Origin of the sequence: Pedobacter sp. PACM 27299 (assembly GCF_001412655.1) — a bacterium.
GTDB lineage: Bacteria > Bacteroidota > Bacteroidia > Sphingobacteriales > Sphingobacteriaceae > Pedobacter.
Genome location: NZ_CP012996.1, coordinates 4,307,238 through 4,323,415 on the forward strand (window position 1 = coordinate 4,307,238; position 16,178 = coordinate 4,323,415).

14 protein-coding genes and 1 riboswitch are annotated in these 16,178 nt (G+C 43.0%); of the genes, 10 read left to right on the forward strand and 4 right to left on the reverse strand.

Annotated features, from left to right (window positions below; genetic code table 11):
- Nucleotides 1-207 precede the first annotated feature (207 nt).
- The 9 genes from AQ505_RS18155 (at nt 208) to AQ505_RS18195 (ending at nt 8,391) form a co-directional block, all read left to right on the forward strand.
- Nucleotides 208-771: a YciE/YciF ferroxidase family protein gene (locus tag AQ505_RS18155; protein ID WP_062549480.1), complete on the forward strand. Its 564-nt coding sequence runs from the start codon at nt 208-210 to the stop codon at nt 769-771.
- A 302-nt stretch (nt 772-1,073) separates the two neighbouring features.
- A riboswitch (TPP riboswitch) is annotated at nt 1,074-1,161 on the forward strand.
- Nucleotides 1,162-1,223: 62 nt separating this feature from the next.
- Complete coding sequence (thiS, locus tag AQ505_RS18160; protein ID WP_062551101.1) at nt 1,224-1,427, forward strand: sulfur carrier protein ThiS; 204 nt, start codon at nt 1,224-1,226, stop codon at nt 1,425-1,427.
- A 74-nt stretch (nt 1,428-1,501) separates the two neighbouring features.
- A complete protein-coding gene (gene thiC, locus AQ505_RS18165; protein WP_062549481.1) occupies nt 1,502-3,385 on the forward strand; it encodes a phosphomethylpyrimidine synthase ThiC in 1,884 nt (627 codons plus the stop codon).
- Nucleotides 3,386-4,027, forward strand: coding sequence for a thiamine phosphate synthase (locus tag AQ505_RS18170; RefSeq protein WP_062549482.1), 642 nt, complete (start codon nt 3,386-3,388; stop codon nt 4,025-4,027).
- Nucleotides 4,009-4,809, forward strand: coding sequence for a hydroxymethylpyrimidine/phosphomethylpyrimidine kinase (locus tag AQ505_RS18175; protein ID WP_062549483.1), 801 nt, complete (start codon nt 4,009-4,011; stop codon nt 4,807-4,809). Before AQ505_RS18170 ends, AQ505_RS18175 begins: the two co-directional genes overlap by 19 nt.
- Nucleotides 4,806-5,444 (forward strand): thiamine phosphate synthase, encoded by a 639-nt coding sequence (locus AQ505_RS18180; RefSeq protein WP_062549484.1) that lies wholly within the window; start codon nt 4,806-4,808, stop codon nt 5,442-5,444. The genes AQ505_RS18175 and AQ505_RS18180 overlap by 4 nt, the downstream gene beginning before the upstream one ends.
- Before the next feature lie 20 nt (nt 5,445-5,464).
- Nucleotides 5,465-6,235 (forward strand): thiazole synthase, encoded by a 771-nt coding sequence (locus AQ505_RS18185; protein ID WP_062549485.1) that lies wholly within the window; start codon nt 5,465-5,467, stop codon nt 6,233-6,235.
- The gene (thiH, locus tag AQ505_RS18190) at nt 6,225-7,337 is read left to right on the forward strand and encodes a 2-iminoacetate synthase ThiH (protein ID WP_062549486.1); all 1,113 of its coding nucleotides are present in this window, start codon (nt 6,225-6,227) and stop codon (nt 7,335-7,337) included. Before AQ505_RS18185 ends, thiH begins: the two co-directional genes overlap by 11 nt.
- 4 nt (nt 7,338-7,341) lie before the next feature.
- Nucleotides 7,342-8,391: a HesA/MoeB/ThiF family protein gene (locus tag AQ505_RS18195; RefSeq protein ID WP_062549487.1), complete on the forward strand. Its 1,050-nt coding sequence runs from the start codon at nt 7,342-7,344 to the stop codon at nt 8,389-8,391.
- Between the two features lie 50 nt (nt 8,392-8,441).
- Here the strand turns inward: AQ505_RS18195 and AQ505_RS18200 are convergent, their stop codons facing one another.
- On the reverse strand, nt 8,442-9,533 hold the full coding sequence (locus AQ505_RS18200; protein WP_062549488.1) for a hypothetical protein: 1,092 nt from the start codon (nt 9,531-9,533) through the stop codon (nt 8,442-8,444).
- The gene (locus tag AQ505_RS18205; RefSeq protein WP_062549489.1) at nt 9,527-10,159 is read right to left on the reverse strand and encodes an ABC transporter ATP-binding protein; all 633 of its coding nucleotides are present in this window, start codon (nt 10,157-10,159) and stop codon (nt 9,527-9,529) included. The genes AQ505_RS18200 and AQ505_RS18205 overlap by 7 nt, the downstream gene beginning before the upstream one ends.
- An 86-nt stretch (nt 10,160-10,245) precedes the next feature.
- On the opposite strand from AQ505_RS18205, the gene AQ505_RS18210 reads away from it, so the two are divergent.
- The gene (locus tag AQ505_RS18210) at nt 10,246-11,091 is read left to right on the forward strand and encodes a CvfB family protein (RefSeq protein ID WP_062549490.1); all 846 of its coding nucleotides are present in this window, start codon (nt 10,246-10,248) and stop codon (nt 11,089-11,091) included.
- Nucleotides 11,092-11,188: 97 nt separating this feature from the next.
- Here the strand turns inward: AQ505_RS18210 and AQ505_RS18215 are convergent, their stop codons facing one another.
- Nucleotides 11,189-13,804 (reverse strand): BamA/TamA family outer membrane protein, encoded by a 2,616-nt coding sequence (locus AQ505_RS18215; protein WP_062549491.1) that lies wholly within the window; start codon nt 13,802-13,804, stop codon nt 11,189-11,191.
- 7 nt (nt 13,805-13,811) lie between these two features.
- The gene (locus AQ505_RS18220; RefSeq protein WP_062549492.1) at nt 13,812-16,172 is read right to left on the reverse strand and encodes a hypothetical protein; all 2,361 of its coding nucleotides are present in this window, start codon (nt 16,170-16,172) and stop codon (nt 13,812-13,814) included.
- Nucleotides 16,173-16,178: the final 6 nt, after the last annotated feature.

Here is a 16,178-nt window from a genome sequence, read left to right on the forward strand (position 1 = left end):
GCTCCTCATCAGCTGGAAATATTTTGATCTTTTGGTCTTAATTACGCTGATCTCTATTTTACTCCTTTTATTTTTATTTCACAACAACTATCCATAACCAACTGCTTTTGAGATAAATAAATAATTATTTTTTATATTCCGTTAAACATTTTTTGTGTTGGACTAGTTTATAGGGGCATAAGTCGAACCTAAAGAAAAACACGAATTATGGCAACTACAACGAAAAGTAGCAGTACTAAAACTGTAGCAAGTTCAAATGGAAAAAATGGTAAAATGGAGGAATCTGAATTTCACAAGTTCTTCATTGATGAGTTGAAAGACATCTATTGGGCAGAGAAACATTTATCCAAAGCTTTGCCAAAAATGCAGAAAGCCGCGACCAGTACGGAGCTCGCAGCCGCATTTAAAAAGCATACAGAAGAAACAATGACACACATTGCTACCCTTGAGCAGGTTTTTGAAAAGCTTGGAGAAAAAGCTCAGGCTAAAAAGTGCGATGCCATGGCAGGATTGGTGGAAGAAGCAAATTCTATCATTGAAGATACAGAAAAAGGCACCTTAGTACGTGATGCCGCTCTGATTCTCGCTGCACAAAAAGTAGAGCATTATGAAATTGCTACTTATGGTACATTAAGAACATTTGCAGTAAATATGGGCCATACCGACGTGGCTGAGCTATTGCAGCAGACATTAGACAATGAAAAAGAAACGGATGTGGCGCTAACCGAGATTGCCGAAGAGTTTATCAACGAGCAGGCAGCGGCTGAATAATTCCGTTTTTTTTAATAACCCTTACAATTTTAATCCGACCCTTCAGGTTCCTACCTGAGGGGTTCGTTATTTCTGATAGGCAGTTTTATCTCCACTTATCATTTAATTCTTCTCCTCCTAAAGGATTTGCTTTCTTCAGGATTGATTTTTTCCCTAAGAACTACGCTGATTTGCTATTCTCCCTTCTCGTTACTGGTGGGTCCTCCCTGTGAGTACCAGTTGTTCTGAGCACACAATTCCTTCCTTTTTCCTGATTTTTTCAGTACAGACTTTGTTTTTCAGAAAAATAGCCTAGTTTTACAAAAAAACTTTAGGGGTGCCTTGCGCTGAGAAATACCCTTTGAACCTGATGCAGTTAGTACTGCCGAAGGGAAAAGTAGAAGCAAATTCGTTTGCCGTCTTTTCATGCCTGTAAAAAGGTCATGCCTATAGTTTTTCCTATTTATCAAAAAATGGAAATAACTGTAAATCAACAAAACTATCCGATCAGCGAAACTTGTTCCGTAGAACAATTGCTATTAAACGTGCTTCAAATTCCCGTTCAGGGAATTGCTGTAGCCATCAATCAAACCATCATCTCAAAAACGGAATGGCCCGAACGGCTGCTGCAAGATGGCGACCGACTTACCGTCATTAAAGCCACTCAAGGAGGCTAAGCGACTCTAATCCAAACAAAAACACCTTAAAATTTCTAAGCATACTCATTTTCTTCACCAAGAAACCGAAAAATATGAAACACGAAAAGACTCCAGACGAGCAAGTCATCAGCCGCACTCCTTTTCCGGCCTCCAAAAAAATCTTTGTTCCCGGACAGCTTCATGACATCCAGGTAGCGATGCGTGAAATCACGTTAAGCGAGACTAAAATCCACAATGGTTTTGGCGCCACAGAGGTCAACCCACCAGTAACGATTTACGACACCAGCGGTCCTTATACCGATCCAAATGCAGAAATCGATGTCAAAAAAGGTTTACCAAGACTTCGGGAAACCTGGATCACCGGAAGAGCAGACGTAGACCAGCTGGATCAGATTTCTTCTGATTACGGTCAGGAGCGACTGGCAGATGGAAAACTCGACAGCCTCCGCTTTTCCCACCTGAACAAACCTTACCGCGCGAAAAAAGGCATGAATGTTTCTCAAATGCATTACGCGAAAAAAGGGGTCATCACTGCCGAAATGGAATACATCGCCATCCGCGAAAATCAAAGGATTGACCTTTTGAATGAACAGCTTGGCGCGCAGTATGGCGTAATGGCACACCAGCATCAAGGTCATAGTTTCGGCGCAAATACTCCAAAAGGATACATCAGCCCAGAATTTGTCAGGTCTGAAGTGGCTTCCGGAAGAGCCGTGATCCCTTGTAACATCAACCACCCGGAACTGGAACCGATGATTATCGGCCGGAATTTCCTCGTTAAGATCAACGCTAACATCGGAAACTCTGCAGTGACCTCTTCTATCGAAGAAGAAGTAGAAAAGGCTGTATGGGCTTGCAGATGGGGCGCAGATACGATTATGGACCTGAGTACCGGAAAAAACATTCATGAAACCCGCGAATGGATCATCCGTAACTCCCCGGTACCAATTGGAACGGTTCCGATTTATCAAGCTTTAGAAAAAGTAAATGGCAAAGCCGAAGACCTCACCTGGGAAATTTTCAGAGATACGCTGATTGAACAGGCTGAGCAAGGCGTGGATTATTTCACCATCCATGCTGGTGTATTGCTTCGCTACATCCCATTAACTGCAAAAAGAGTGACCGGAATTGTTTCTCGTGGTGGTTCTATCATGGCAAAATGGTGTCTGGCTCACCACAGAGAAAGTTTCTTGTATACTCATTTTGAGGAAATCTGTGAAATTATGAAAGCTTATGACGTGGCCTTCTCTCTTGGAGATGGCTTGCGCCCAGGCTGTATTGCCGATGCAAATGATGAAGCACAGTTTTCAGAATTGGAGACTTTAGGAGAATTGACAAAAATCGCCTGGAAGCACGACATCCAAACCATTATCGAAGGCCCAGGCCATGTACCTATGCACCTGATCAAAGAAAACATGGAGAAACAACTGCAACATTGTTCGGAAGCGCCATTTTATACTTTAGGTCCATTGACTACAGACATCGCCCCTGGCTACGATCACATCACCTCTGCAATTGGTGCAGCGATGATCGGCTGGTTCGGTACTGCTATGCTTTGCTATGTGACGCCAAAAGAGCACCTCGGTTTGCCGAACAAGAAAGATGTGAAAGATGGCGTGATTACCTACAAGATCGCAGCTCATGCCGCAGATTTAGCCAAAGGGCACCCTGGCGCACAATACCGGGATAATGCTTTGAGCAAGGCAAGATTTGAATTCAGATGGGAAGACCAGTTTAACCTTTCCTTGGATCCGGATACCGCAAAAGAGTTTCATGACGAAACCCTTCCTGCAGATGGTGCAAAAATCGCACACTTCTGCTCGATGTGCGGCCCAAACTTCTGTTCGATGAAAATTACACAGGATGTGAGGGACTATGCCGCCAAGCAAGGCCTCGAAGAATCAGAAGCTTTAAATCAGGGAATGGCTGAAAAGTCTAAAGAGTTTACCGCAAAAGGAAGTGAAATTTATTTATAAGTGGAACTGATTGTCATTTCAAAACCCAGCTTTTTTAAGGGGGAAGCGCAGCTGATCAACGAGCTGTTCGACCTCGGCATGCAGCGCTTCCACCTTAGAAAAGAATCGGCTGACCAGCGGGCTTATGAGTTGTTGTTAAGGGAGATCAATCCTCGCTATCTGGAGCGTATCGCCCTGCACCAATCCCATGAGCTTGCTGTTGATTTTGACATTCATAGACTTCATTTTAAAGAGAAGGAACGGATAGAAGGAAGGCATGTTGATTTTTTAAAGAAAGCAGGAATCATCTTAAGCACGTCTATACATTCAATAACCCATTTACCTGATTTAGTACATTTTAAATATACTTTTCTTGGCCCTGTTTTTCAAAGCATCTCAAAAAAAGACTATCCGGGAATGATTCCAGCAGATTTTAAACTACCCCTGACTGCCGGTCTGAAAGCGTCGCAGCAAGAGGTTAAAAACCTGTCCCCATCTATGACAAAAGTGATTGCTTTGGGTGGGGTTACAGATTCAAAAATCAGTCGGCTTCAGCAAATGAATTTTGATGGGGCAGCAGTTTTAGGGGCGCTTTGGAATGCGCCGGAACTGGCCATACCAAATTTTAAAAAAATAAAACAAGCATGTCAAACCACCGCATAGTGCCATCGATAGAAAGACCTTACGTGATCAGCATTGCTGGCTTCGACCCCAGTGCCGGGGCCGGACTGCTCTCCGATATGAAAACTTTTGAAGCGCATCAGTTGTATGGTTTTGGTGTGTGTACCGCCATGACCATTCAAACTGATACTGCGTTTTTGAAAAATGATTGGCTGGAAAAGGAACACCTCCTCGCACAGCTCAAGCCATTGCTTGAAAAGTTCCCGATACCAGCCGTCAAAATTGGATTGATCAAAGACCTGGAAACTTTATTAGCAGTTTGCGATTGTTTAATCTCATTTGATCCGCAGATTAAAATTGTGCTGGATCCTGTTTTAAAGGCCAGTGCTGGATATAACTTCCACGATTGGATATCGGGTTCGGTTATTTTTAAAAACGTCTTAAAACGGCTTTATTTGATTACGCCAAATTATCTGGAACTACAAACCTTAATGGGGGCTGATCAGGAGAACCAGAAGGATGTTAAAGCGGTTGAGCAACTTTGCCTGAGCTGGTCGCTGGACTGCGCGGTTTTACTCAAAGGAGGCCACCACCCCTTAACGCCGGGCACCGACTATTTGTTCCACAAAAATGAAAGGCTGGAATTCCATTCCGGCAGCCCGGTTGTTTATCCAAAACACGGCTCCGGATGTGTCCTGTCTTCTGCCATTACTGCCCAGCTTGCTTTGGGTAATTCCCTTCAAAAATCTTGTCGCTTTGGCAAGGAGTATATCGAGCGTTTTTTAAACAGTAACACCAGCCTTTTAGGCTACCATAACTTATGATCGACAGACTACATTACATCTCCCAATCCAACGCTGAGATCAGCCATCTGGAAGCCATTGAACAGGTATTACATGCCGGTGGAAAATGGATTCAGCTCCGCGTAAAAAATCAGCCAGAAAACGAGGTTTTAAACCTGGCTAAAGCTGCAAATGACCTATGCAAAAAATTTGCAAGTAAATTAATCATCAATGATTTCCCCTTAGTATCTAAGGCCGTAAACGCCCAAGGAACACATGTAGGATTAAATGATATAAGCGTCGTAAACACCAGATTATTAGTAGGTAAAAATAAAACAATTGGCGCCACTGCAAATACTTTTGCAGACTTGCAAAACGCGGTTGCAGCAGGTGCGAATTATATTGGACTAGGTCCATTTCGCTTTACCAGCACAAAGCAGAATCTAAGCCCTATTTTAGGACTGGATGGCTATAAAAAAATCATGGAACAGGTCAGAAATGCCGACATCAACATTCCGGTAATTGCCATTGGCGGCATCACTCCGGAAGACCTTCCGGCACTGCTAAAAACTGGTATTTACGGACTGGCACTTTCAGGCGTTTTAACCAACAAACCTGACACAGATCTGCTCATCAGACAGCTGTACCAGGAGCTCCAAAACCAGTCCTCCACTTAACCCTTAACCCCCAGCGAATCATGTTAAAAATAGCAAACAAAACCTTCCACTCCCGACTGTTTACAGGAACCGGAAAATTCAGCGCCAGCGCCATCATGGAAGCCGCTTTACTGGCCTCAGGATCGGAGCTGGTTACTGTAGCACTAAAGCGGGTAGACCTCAATCATCCCGCAGAAAATCTACTGAAGCACCTCCATCACCCACAACTTAACCTTCTTCCCAATACCTCTGGGGTTAGAAATGCCAAGGAGGCTGTTTTTGCTGCCCAAATGGCCAGGGAAGCCCTGGAAACCAATTGGATTAAACTGGAAATCCACCCAGATCCAAAGTACCTGATGCCAGACCCGATTGAAACCTTAAAAGCTACAGAAGAACTGGCTAAACTAGGTTTTATAGTATTGCCTTACATCCACGCAGATCCCGTACTCTGTAAAAGACTGGAAGAAGTAGGAACCGCAGCTGTCATGCCATTAGGCGCCCCAATAGGCAGTAATAAAGGCCTAAAAACCATAGATTTCCTGGAAATCATCATTAGCCAAAGCCAGGTACCTGTAGTGATAGATGCTGGGATAGGCTCCCCCTCTGATGCCGCAAAGGCCATGGAAATTGGAGCAGATGCCGTCCTGGTCAACACCGCAATCGCCGTTTCCGGAAATCCGGTATTGATGGCTGAGGCTTTTAAAATCGCAGTAGCAGCAGGTAGAATGGCCTACCTCGCCAAATTGGGCCAAATCAATTCACAGGCTGTTGCGAGCAGCCCCTTAACGGCATTCCTGGAAGATGAGATTTAACGAGATTTTTCAAAACCAAAGCTGGGAGGAGACCAGTAAAAGCATCTACGCCAAGACCACAATGGATGTAGAACAAGCTTTAAATGCTTCAAAAAGAACACTGGAGGACTTTAAAGCCCTGATCTCCCCTGCGGCGGCTCATTACCTGGAAAGCATGGCAAAACTGAGCCAGGAGCTTACTTTGAAGAGATTTGGCAATACCATACAGATGTATGTACCGCTTTACCTGAGCAATGAATGCAATAACATCTGCACTTATTGTGGTTTCAGCTACGACAACAAGGTGAAACGTAAAACACTGAGCCCCATGGAAATCATGGAAGAAGTGGCTGTTATTAAAGAAATGGGCTACCAGCATGTGTTATTGGTGACCGGAGAGGCCAATCAAACCGTTCATACGGATTACTTTAAAAAGGTCTTAGACCTGATCCGGCCTCATTTCGCCCATATTTCCATGGAAGTGCAGCCTTTAGACCTGAGCGATTATCAGGAATTGACGCCTTACGGCCTCAACACCGTACTGGTTTATCAGGAAACCTACCATGAAGAAGATTACAAAAAACACCATCCAAAGGGGAAAAAATCCAATTTCCAGTACCGCTTAGACACCCCAGACCGCCTGGGTGAAGCAGGAATTCACAAAATGGGCTTGGGCGTACTGATCGGATTGGAAGATTGGAGAACAGACTCTTTCTTTACTGCGCTCCATCTGGATTACCTGGAAAAGAAGTACTGGCAAAGTAAATACAGCATCTCTTTTCCGAGATTAAGGCCCTTTAGCGGTGGATTGGAGCCTAAGGTAGCGATGAACGATCGTGAGCTGGTACAACTCATCTGCGCCTACCGTTTGTTTAACGAGAGTGTGGAGTTATCCATCTCTACCAGGGAATCCATCAGCTTCCGCAACCACATCATCAAACTGGGAATTACCTCTATCAGCGCGGGTTCAAAAACCAATCCCGGCGGCTATGCAGTGGAGCCGCAATCGTTAGAACAATTCGAAATATCTGATGAAAGAACCGCTCCTGAAATCGCCGAAATGATTCATAAACAAGGCTATGAGGCGGTATGGAAGGATTGGGACTTGAGCTTAATGAAATAAAACCATGGAAAACGAAGGACTTAAAAGATACCACAGACAAATACTACTGGAAGAACTGGGCCTGGAAGGACAGCAAAGGCTACAGAAAAGCTCGGTGTTGGTTATTGGTGCCGGCGGATTGGGCTGTCCCCTCCTATTCTATCTTGCCGGGGCAGGTATTGGCAAAATTGGAGTAATGGATGGGGATACCATAGAAGAAAGCAATCTCCACAGACAAGTAATTTTCCAGCAGCAGGATATAGGAAAAAACAAGGCTTCAACTGCTGTCGAGCGCCTAAACTTATTAAACCCAACACTGCAGCTGCAGGCTTTTCCTTTCCATATCTCGCCAGAAAATGCCGCTCAATATGTGGCAGACTATGACCTGATCATTGATGGCTCAGACAATTTCCCAACGCGTTACCTGGTCAATGATACCTGCGTTGCTTTGGGAAAACCTTTGGTTTTCGGCTCTATTTTCCGCTTTGAGGGGCAGGTTTCTGTGTTTAACCATCAGGGAGGCCCCAATTATAGGAACTGCTACCCGGAAGCTCCAGCCAGTCAGGACAGTCCAAATTGTGGGGAGAGTGGCGTAATTGGGCCCTTACCAGGGATCATTGGCAGCATGATGGCCAATGAAGCGATGAAAGTGATTTGTGGTTTTGGCGATGGTCTTTCCGGAAAACTCCTTATCTTCAATGCACTAAATAATGATATGCAGCTCTATAACATTCAACCAAAAAACCAGGTCGGCCAGGACAAGCAGGCAGCTAAGCCTAATCCGAAGAAAGCCATCGTGTATGAAGAAATCTTTCCAAAAGAACTATTGGAATGGGAAGAAAATAAAGTTGAGTATTGCCTGATAGACGTTCGGGAAGCTTTCGAATTTGAGGAAAAAAATATCGGTGGCATTCACATTTCACTGTACGATCTTGAAGCTAGAATTGACGAACTTCCTTTTCAAAGCAGGCTGGTATTTTGCTGTACTTCCGGTGCAAAGAGCAGGATGGCCACCAAAATTGTTGGCTCAAAAAGAACAGAAGAGCTATTTGTTGTCAGCTTGTTAAAGCAATAGAACTAAAGCTTACATTTAGATAGATCAACAGATCACTAAAAAAAACAGGCTTACATTTCCTTAAGGTCTGTCCGGTAATAGCAGAAGAAAAAGTACAGAAAATAGCTGGCTAACAGGAGCAGACTATAGGGAACAGCGTATCCAGCCAGGATCACAAACATGCTGACAAAGAAGAAAGCCAGCAGCCATTTGAAGTAGCGGTCCAGGTCTAATTTGATCCAGTACAACACCATTCTTAAGGTCATCAATCCAGCAATACCAAAGCCTAGTCCGACTATAAATGGCCAGAACTGCCCATCAGATCTCAGCAGGTAAAATAAGATTTCGGGAATAAAAAGAACCAGAAACACGAGCAGCGTATGTCCCATTCGGGTACTTAACCTGATGGGCAAACTTCTGCTAAAGGACAGCTGATCGCTTTCCTGTCTGAGCATCACCTGGATCACCATACTGTGCGCCAGTACTGCGGCCAATATACCAATCAATGCCACTCTAAGGTCTTTCGAGACATCATTGAACATCCACATGACTACTGTAAACATGGTAAAAGACAGGATTTTGCTCAAAAAAAGCATCATCATCTGCTCATTGAGGAGATAGTATAAAGGCCATGTCCAGTAAGGTTTCTTCAATTGGGGGCAAGGGAAGACAAAATAAACCTTGACTGGAACATGGCTATAATTAATGATCCGGAACATATACGCGGACACGGCAGCTAATAACAAAAAAAACACGCTGATGATGATAAAAACAGCTATAAAAGCCTTTTCAGCTAGACCAACATAAATTAAAGGCAGCACATAAATGAGTATTGGCAATAATAGTACCGCATATACCTGGAACCATAATATGAATTGTCTTTTTTTTTCTGTGGTGGCCAATAACCTTAGGAAATGGTATTGCTCCAGCTTCATTTGTTTTCTAATGAAAAACAGGCATTTGAGGAGATACAATGCCCAAAAACAGCATACTGAAGCGAGGATGAAGTGCGATGCGTACACCATAAGCATTAGTGTTTTATGGTAGCTCAGCAGCTGAGAGGCTTCTACCACCCCAAAAGCCACATAAAAACCAAAGAGAAAGAGACCGGCATGTGCCGCATAGAACTCTTTAATTAAGGTTTTTAAAAGCAGTCTTAGCATGATTGGATCTGACGGTCTACAATTTTAAACACTTGTTTTATAGGCAAATGACTCATTTCCAACTCCTGATGAGAGGAAAGTAAAAAGGAGCAGCCTTTCTCCTGGTAAGTACGAATCAGCTGATAGAGTACTTGCGCGGCGGCTGTATCAATAGTAATCAAGGGTTCATCCAGTATATAAAGCTGTACCTCTCCTACAAAGGCACAGATTAAGGATAGTTTTTTAAGCATTCCACTGGAATAACTGCCTACTTTTTGATCCATAAAACTACTCATCCCCAAATCCGATATCAAGATTATGGAGGCTTCCGGATTGGCATTGCGAACATCGATATGGTAATTGAGCAGTTCATTTCCGGTGACAAAGGAAGGATATTGAGGCTCCGCCTCTGCATAACTGATCATCGACCGATACGCAACCGGCTGATTTTTAAGGCTAATGTCATTTAAAGTCAAGCTACCTTCAAAAGGAGTTTGCCCGGAAATCATTTTAAACAGCGTGGTCTTACCGGTGCCATTTCCACCTTTAAGCCAGTAAATACCCTGATCCAGCTGCCATTCCTCAAAAGAAAAGATGGCATGACTCCCGTACTTTTTATCGATATGACGTAAGGCTAGTTTGATCAATTTCGTTTATTTTTTGCATTTAGATGTCCGTATCATGGATATGTTACTGCCTATATCGCTACCTTTGCAAAAATGCCTGCAAGAAAATGATAGAAATAGGAAGATATAACGATCTAAGAGTTATAAATAAAACCGAAAACGGCCTCATCTTAACGGAAGGTGATAAAGAAGTACTTTTACCTTATGTAGATGTCCCTAAAAACATCGAAATCGGAGAGAACATCAACGTTTTCGTGTATATGCACAAAGATGGCCGATTGATGGGAACCACCAAAAGACCTTTCGCTTGTGTAGGTGATTTCGCTTACCTGACCGTTGTTGATGATGGTGAAGATGGTGTTTTCATGAATCTTGGCATCGATAAAGACATCTATGTTCCTCAACGTGAGCAGAAACGCCCAATGTTTAAAGGAGACAACCATGTGGTTTATGTATACCTGGACGAGAGCAATGACCGTATGGTAGCCTCTTCCCGCTTAACCAATTATGTGGAAGATCAGGACATCGATTTAGAAGAAGGCGATGAGGTGAGTTTATTGATCATTGACCGCTCTGATTTAGGGTACAATGCCATTGTAGACAATAAATACATTGGTTTGCTATATACTAATGAGCTTTTTGACCAATTGTCACCGGGAGAGATCAGAAAAGGATGGATTAAAAAAATCCGTGTAGAGGGCAAGATTGATTTGAGCTTACAGCCAATGGGTTACGGCCATATCCTAGAGAACAAAGATGTTATCCTTGATGAATTGAAAGCTTGTGGCGGTGTAGTTCATTTAGGTGATAAAAGTGCTCCAGATGACATTTACGACCGTTTTAAAATCAGTAAAAGTGCTTTCAAAAAAGTAATTGGCGGTTTATACAGAGACCGTTTAATCACGATTTCTGACCACGAAATCAAGTTATTCGTAGACGAAGAAGCAGATTAGCCCTCCTCCATACAGCACCTAAAAAAGCCGGTTATCTATACAGATAACCGGCTTTTTTAGGCGTAATAGCGCTGTTTTTTACTATTCAGCTTGCTATTTAGAAGTTAAAACCTACAGAGAAATAAGGCATGGTTGCTTCTTTAGAGAAGCCCAATGTTCCTTGAATCAGGAACTGATTGCCTGGCATGACGTATAACCCACCGCCATAGCCCTGATGCCATCTGCTGCTCGACTCTCCTGGCTGCCATACCCTACCCACATCATTAAATGCAATCATTCCAACTGTTCCGGGCACCAGATAAGAGGTAAAATTAAACAGCTTCAACCTCAGGTCCAGGTTATGGTATAGTCCTGTTTTACCGGTAAAACGTCTGCTGTTGAAGCCTCTGAGGCTGTTTACACCCCCTAGCTGAATGTGCTGAAAGAATGCTGGATCTCCTACTGTAGTTCCTCCACCAATTCTATTGGCAATCACGAGGCCTGATTTTCCCGGGTTCCAGTAAAAGCGGAATTCGGTGTTCAGGACACCGTAACGCTCATCGCCGCCATTCACACGCTGCTGTGCGGAGATCGTGGTTTTCCAGAAAACACCTTTTGTAGGAATCGCAATATTATCACGTGTATCATAAGACCATCCAGCGGTTAAACCTGCATAAAAGCGGTTAGAAAACACTTCTTCTTCTGGGTGTAAAGCATCATAATCATTCAAAAAGCGCTCTTCGTTTTTCTCGCGGCTACTGGTATAATAAGACAACAACACCCCACCTTCTACGGTCCAGGACTGATCTAAGACCCTTTTCAGTTTAATATTCGCATTTAAATAATTGTACCTATTGCGGTAATAAGAGATGCCATCTTCCCGATCCTCGCCATTTGGCAGGTCTTCATCATGGTCGTCTTTTTGATAAATTGTATTGTTTCCTAAACCAAAGAAGTTACTCAGGTTATTTGGGCCCAGCATATTGATCCCGATATTCAGGTCGTTATTTCCTATTGCCTTTTTAAAGTCGCCGGTATAATCCAGAATAAAAGACTTTCTGCCAGTGGAGTAATGGGCCCAGATCTCTTGTTTCGAGGCATAAGGCGATTTTCTGAAACCTTGTTTCTCAAAAATATAGCCCAGTCCTAGCTGGATTCCCTGGTCAATATTGTAATTCCCATCTACAAGCACACCTTTCCTATCGTATAAGAACCCATTTTTATTGAACTGGTTGACTGCCGAATCCTTAGCTAATCTCATTTTAGCATATCCTTTTGGCGGAAGCACGTTAGTTTCATCGGAGCGGTCATAGATAAACAACCCTGATTTATTGGGTACATTTTCCGCTATTTTAAACTCATCTACCTCCTCTCCACCGATCATTCTCACTTTTATCGGGGATTCATTCTTTCCATGTACGTCGAAAACGTCCTTTCCTCCTAATCCGAATAAACGGATCTCTTTAGTTACCAGCGGGTCGAAAGTGCGGTTAAAAAAGCGGCGGCCTTTGGTCCCGTCCTTCTTAATATTGAAGATATGCACAGAAACTTTTCCATCTTCCTGCTGCTTCACATCGAAGTATTCTGTCTTATCGGAAGCAGGAATATCTACATTAATAGATAGGAAACGGTAGTAACGTAAGGCTAATTCTTCCAATTGATTCCTTCTGGAAGTAAAATTGTGAATCAGCTCCTCACCACATTGCTTAAAGATAGGATCGGGCATTTCCCTGAAAGCTTTCGCGATCAATTCGTCCGTCATTTCTTTCTGCACCAGCTTTGCAGCTTCCTTCCAATCGTCTTCATTCAGTTCATTTAAGAAATACCGGTCGAAATATCTTTCGTTAAAGTTCCAGTACTCCACCTCTCTGATGGTTGGAGAATACGGCTGCAAATGGGTTTTAAGCCATTGGTGATTCAATATCCAGGGGAAAACGCCGGATGTTTTATAGAATACTTTATCCCGATCGCGAGGTACCGGGGTGTAGGTCGTTCCGTCTGGGGTTTTATCTGCAGCCCAGCGCCAATTGTCTTCATGCCTATCCCAATCACCGAGCAGGAAGTCCAGCAAACGTGCTCTAAGCGTCAGTTTCTGGTCTGCTTTAGTATCATTGTCCTTCTGGATTTTCTTTTGCACCTTCTCCGTATTGTCGGTTTTCTCCTCCGCAGGGGATCTTTCTTCGAATATATAGGCTGCGTTGGCAAATTCTTTACGGTATTCGCCAAGTCCGGGATCATCGGCAACATAGACCATCTCCGGTTTTGCATGTGGCAATTCCAATGCGGCGGCCAATGGCGGCACGATTAAGGCGGCAAAAGGATGGTTGGTAGAGACCTGATCCTGGGTAATGTCTTTAGCGATCGTAGCCCTCAGATTTTCCGGCAAACTTCTGTCTGCGTACTTCTGCACGGTCCTTAGCACCCATTCTTTACCTGTTGGATCTACCAAACGTAAGGAACGGGTTTGCATACCCCCACCTAGTTTTATGATTTTTAATCCCCCTTTTTCCTTTTGGAGGTCCATAATTCTTAAAGTTACCGGCGTTGCCCATAACTTCCGGTAGCTCTCTCCAAGCCAAAAGCGGTGAAAACTACTTACTTTATCGTATTCAGGGGCGATCGCCACCGTAATCGAGTCTGATTTTAATGTCTGTTGTGCAAAGCCCACAACAGGGATGGCTCCAAGCGCCATATTCATGATTAGTGCCGCTTGCAGCTCCTTTTTAAAACGCATATTGAATTTATTTAAGCGTTACTCCTATTCTGAGGGCCTTTAAGCCCTCCACTCCTTGCAATTCTTCAATTTCCAGGTACTCCAGGTCATCATTTAAGAGACCAATACCCTGAAGCGTTTTGATATATCCTACATATTCTTTGGCTTCCCAGCTGTTAAAATACACAATTGCGATCTTTCCTGGCTGGGTAATCCTTTCTGTGGTGTCTTTTACATGAGCTTTATCGATGCGTTTTTTGACCATCTGGTAGCGGATATTGTAGCTGCCTTCTACATCAAAACGTTGCTCATCAATCCTAAAACTTATATCGATCACCTTCTCATAGACGAAAATCAACTGGGTAGTTTCCAATGGTAAAGAAAAGTAAGGCGCTAAACTATGACTGGTTTGCGCTACTTCTGCCAGAACTTTCAGTTGTTTCAGTCTAAATTCATGAAGAATTTCCTCCGTGAAGTCGGTATTTGGTGCGATAGATCTACCCAGGTAGATGTCAAATTCAACGCCATCTGTGCGGAATTTCTCAAAATAACAAGGATAAATCGCCTGGATTTCTTTGTTAAATACATCTAAATGCCTGGTGACTGCCAGGTTGATCATTTGCAGGCTCTTTTCATACCTATCTCGATGTTCATAGCTCTTTCCATCTACTGCTGTCCATTCAAAATACTCATCAACAATCGGTTTAAGTTCCGGATGAGTTTCCTTTAAATGTACCAGAGCAGAGGGGATCTGCCTTTGCAGGTAGTCTTCTGTTTTGAGAATTTCGCGATCTGTCAGGTCTTCAAACCTGGATTTACTCCAGATTTCATACTTTTTTGGAAGTTCATGTTCCAGTGATTCGCAGACCTTCTTTCTAATGGTATCCAGGGTTTTCTGCAGCATTTCAAAATGTACATATAAATCCTTGCGGACTGCCATGTTTCGCAGGATACTGGAATTTCTGATGTCTACTGCACCATAAAAAGGGTGTACGTTTTTAAAGAACACCTGTTCTACCGGTAGATTGCGCTTTTTCCCTCCGGATTGAAGGTAATGATAAGCTGCTTCATTGAAACGCCACTGTACAGAAGGCTGTAATGCCGTGAATTTATCGGTCACGATTTCCGCGATTTCCTGGTTGAAATCGGTGATGATATTTTGATATAATTGTGCCAATAAAGGAAAGGCCAGGTCTATTTTAGTGAGCGCATTGCCATTAAAATGACTGACTTCCTTGGTATATAGCTCCAGACAGCCTACCAATCTTGCATTATAGTACAATGGAAAAAGGCCGTAAGACTTGATTCCTTTTTCCCATAACAAGCGGAGCATCGGGTATTTATCTTGTTCTTCCAGTGTAATTTCAGGGAAAATCAAGGTTCTTGGCTGTTTCAGATAGTCTTGAATCAAGTCAAATTCCTCTTCATCTTTCCATCCTGCCTCTTCGGCCAATTTGATCAGGATACTCTGAAAACCAGACTTTTCATTGATCAAAAGCTTATTATTTAGCTTCAAATAAGGCAGCATTCCAAATTCCAGATGGTCAGAGCCAGCCAAGGCTTTTAAAGCATTACCGATTTCCTTACCATAATTCACATTTTTGGATTCATGGTGATCAATCATTACATTTTTAATGGATTCCAGGGCATATTCACCGGTTACATCCGTTAGCGTCACAATAGAAATCCCCTCAATAGTAAAGATATCAGGTGGAATGAGCTTGGTTAAAATATCCAGTGTATTGGTTTCATCCTGAATATAATCTTTCACAATATTGAGGTCATACTCGGGCAGTTCTACATTTGCAGTGATGGTTAAAAACCTGGTATCTACGTTTAAGCGGTAATATTTAGGGAGTTTTGTTAACGGATCTACGATAGAGTTTACGGTAAACTCTGTTGCTGTTAATGAAAAGTTATAAAACCGGTGTAATACCATATTATAAAAGGCAGACAGCACGCTTTTCTTCATTTCCAAAGAGGAAGGCAGCGATAAATCGGCTTTCAAAGTACAGGTAGAAGGCTCTAGCAGTACATTATAAAACGCATTCGTACCATAATGAAAACAAGGCGTCATTGGGGTACTAATCGCCCAAAAATGCTCTTTCTCTTCATTAATGATCGGCGATAAAGCGGTATAAATCAATTCAAACAAGGTATTGTACTTACGGACATTCTCCATTGGGATGGGGTCTTTGAGTTCTGGATATTGTTTAAATTGTTCAAGGATATAACGGTAGAAGTTAATTTTCGCGGTTTTCTCAGTATTAGCCTTCTCTTCCACGAAAGAGATAAAGGGCTGCAAAGACAGCTTAATTTCAGCACCCAATGGAGGGCGTTCTCTTAAGCCAGTAATACTATTATTCAAATCCAGCGTGATAGCTTGCATTTTTCG

Excerpts from the sequence above, each read along its gene's own strand:
- AQ505_RS18195 (WP_062549487.1), top strand. The coding sequence starts at position 7,342 with ATGGAAAACGAAGGACTTAAAAGATACCACAGACAAATACTACTGGAA.
- AQ505_RS18210 (WP_062549490.1), top strand. The coding sequence starts at position 10,246 with ATGATAGAAATAGGAAGATATAACGATCTAAGAGTTATAAATAAAACC.
- thiC (WP_062549481.1), top strand. The coding sequence starts at position 1,502 with ATGAAACACGAAAAGACTCCAGACGAGCAAGTCATCAGCCGCACTCCT.
- AQ505_RS18220 (WP_062549492.1), bottom strand. The coding sequence starts at position 16,172 with ATGCAAGCTATCACGCTGGATTTGAATAATAGTATTACTGGCTTAAGA.
- AQ505_RS18155 (WP_062549480.1), top strand. The coding sequence starts at position 208 with ATGGCAACTACAACGAAAAGTAGCAGTACTAAAACTGTAGCAAGTTCA.
- AQ505_RS18215 (WP_062549491.1), bottom strand. The coding sequence starts at position 13,804 with ATGCGTTTTAAAAAGGAGCTGCAAGCGGCACTAATCATGAATATGGCG.
- thiS (WP_062551101.1), top strand. The coding sequence starts at position 1,224 with ATGGAAATAACTGTAAATCAACAAAACTATCCGATCAGCGAAACTTGT.
- AQ505_RS18185 (WP_062549485.1), top strand. The coding sequence starts at position 5,465 with ATGTTAAAAATAGCAAACAAAACCTTCCACTCCCGACTGTTTACAGGA.
- AQ505_RS18175 (WP_062549483.1), top strand. The coding sequence starts at position 4,009 with ATGTCAAACCACCGCATAGTGCCATCGATAGAAAGACCTTACGTGATC.
- thiH (WP_062549486.1), top strand. The coding sequence starts at position 6,225 with ATGAGATTTAACGAGATTTTTCAAAACCAAAGCTGGGAGGAGACCAGT.
- AQ505_RS18200 (WP_062549488.1), bottom strand. The coding sequence starts at position 9,533 with ATGCTAAGACTGCTTTTAAAAACCTTAATTAAAGAGTTCTATGCGGCA.
- AQ505_RS18180 (WP_062549484.1), top strand. The coding sequence starts at position 4,806 with ATGATCGACAGACTACATTACATCTCCCAATCCAACGCTGAGATCAGC.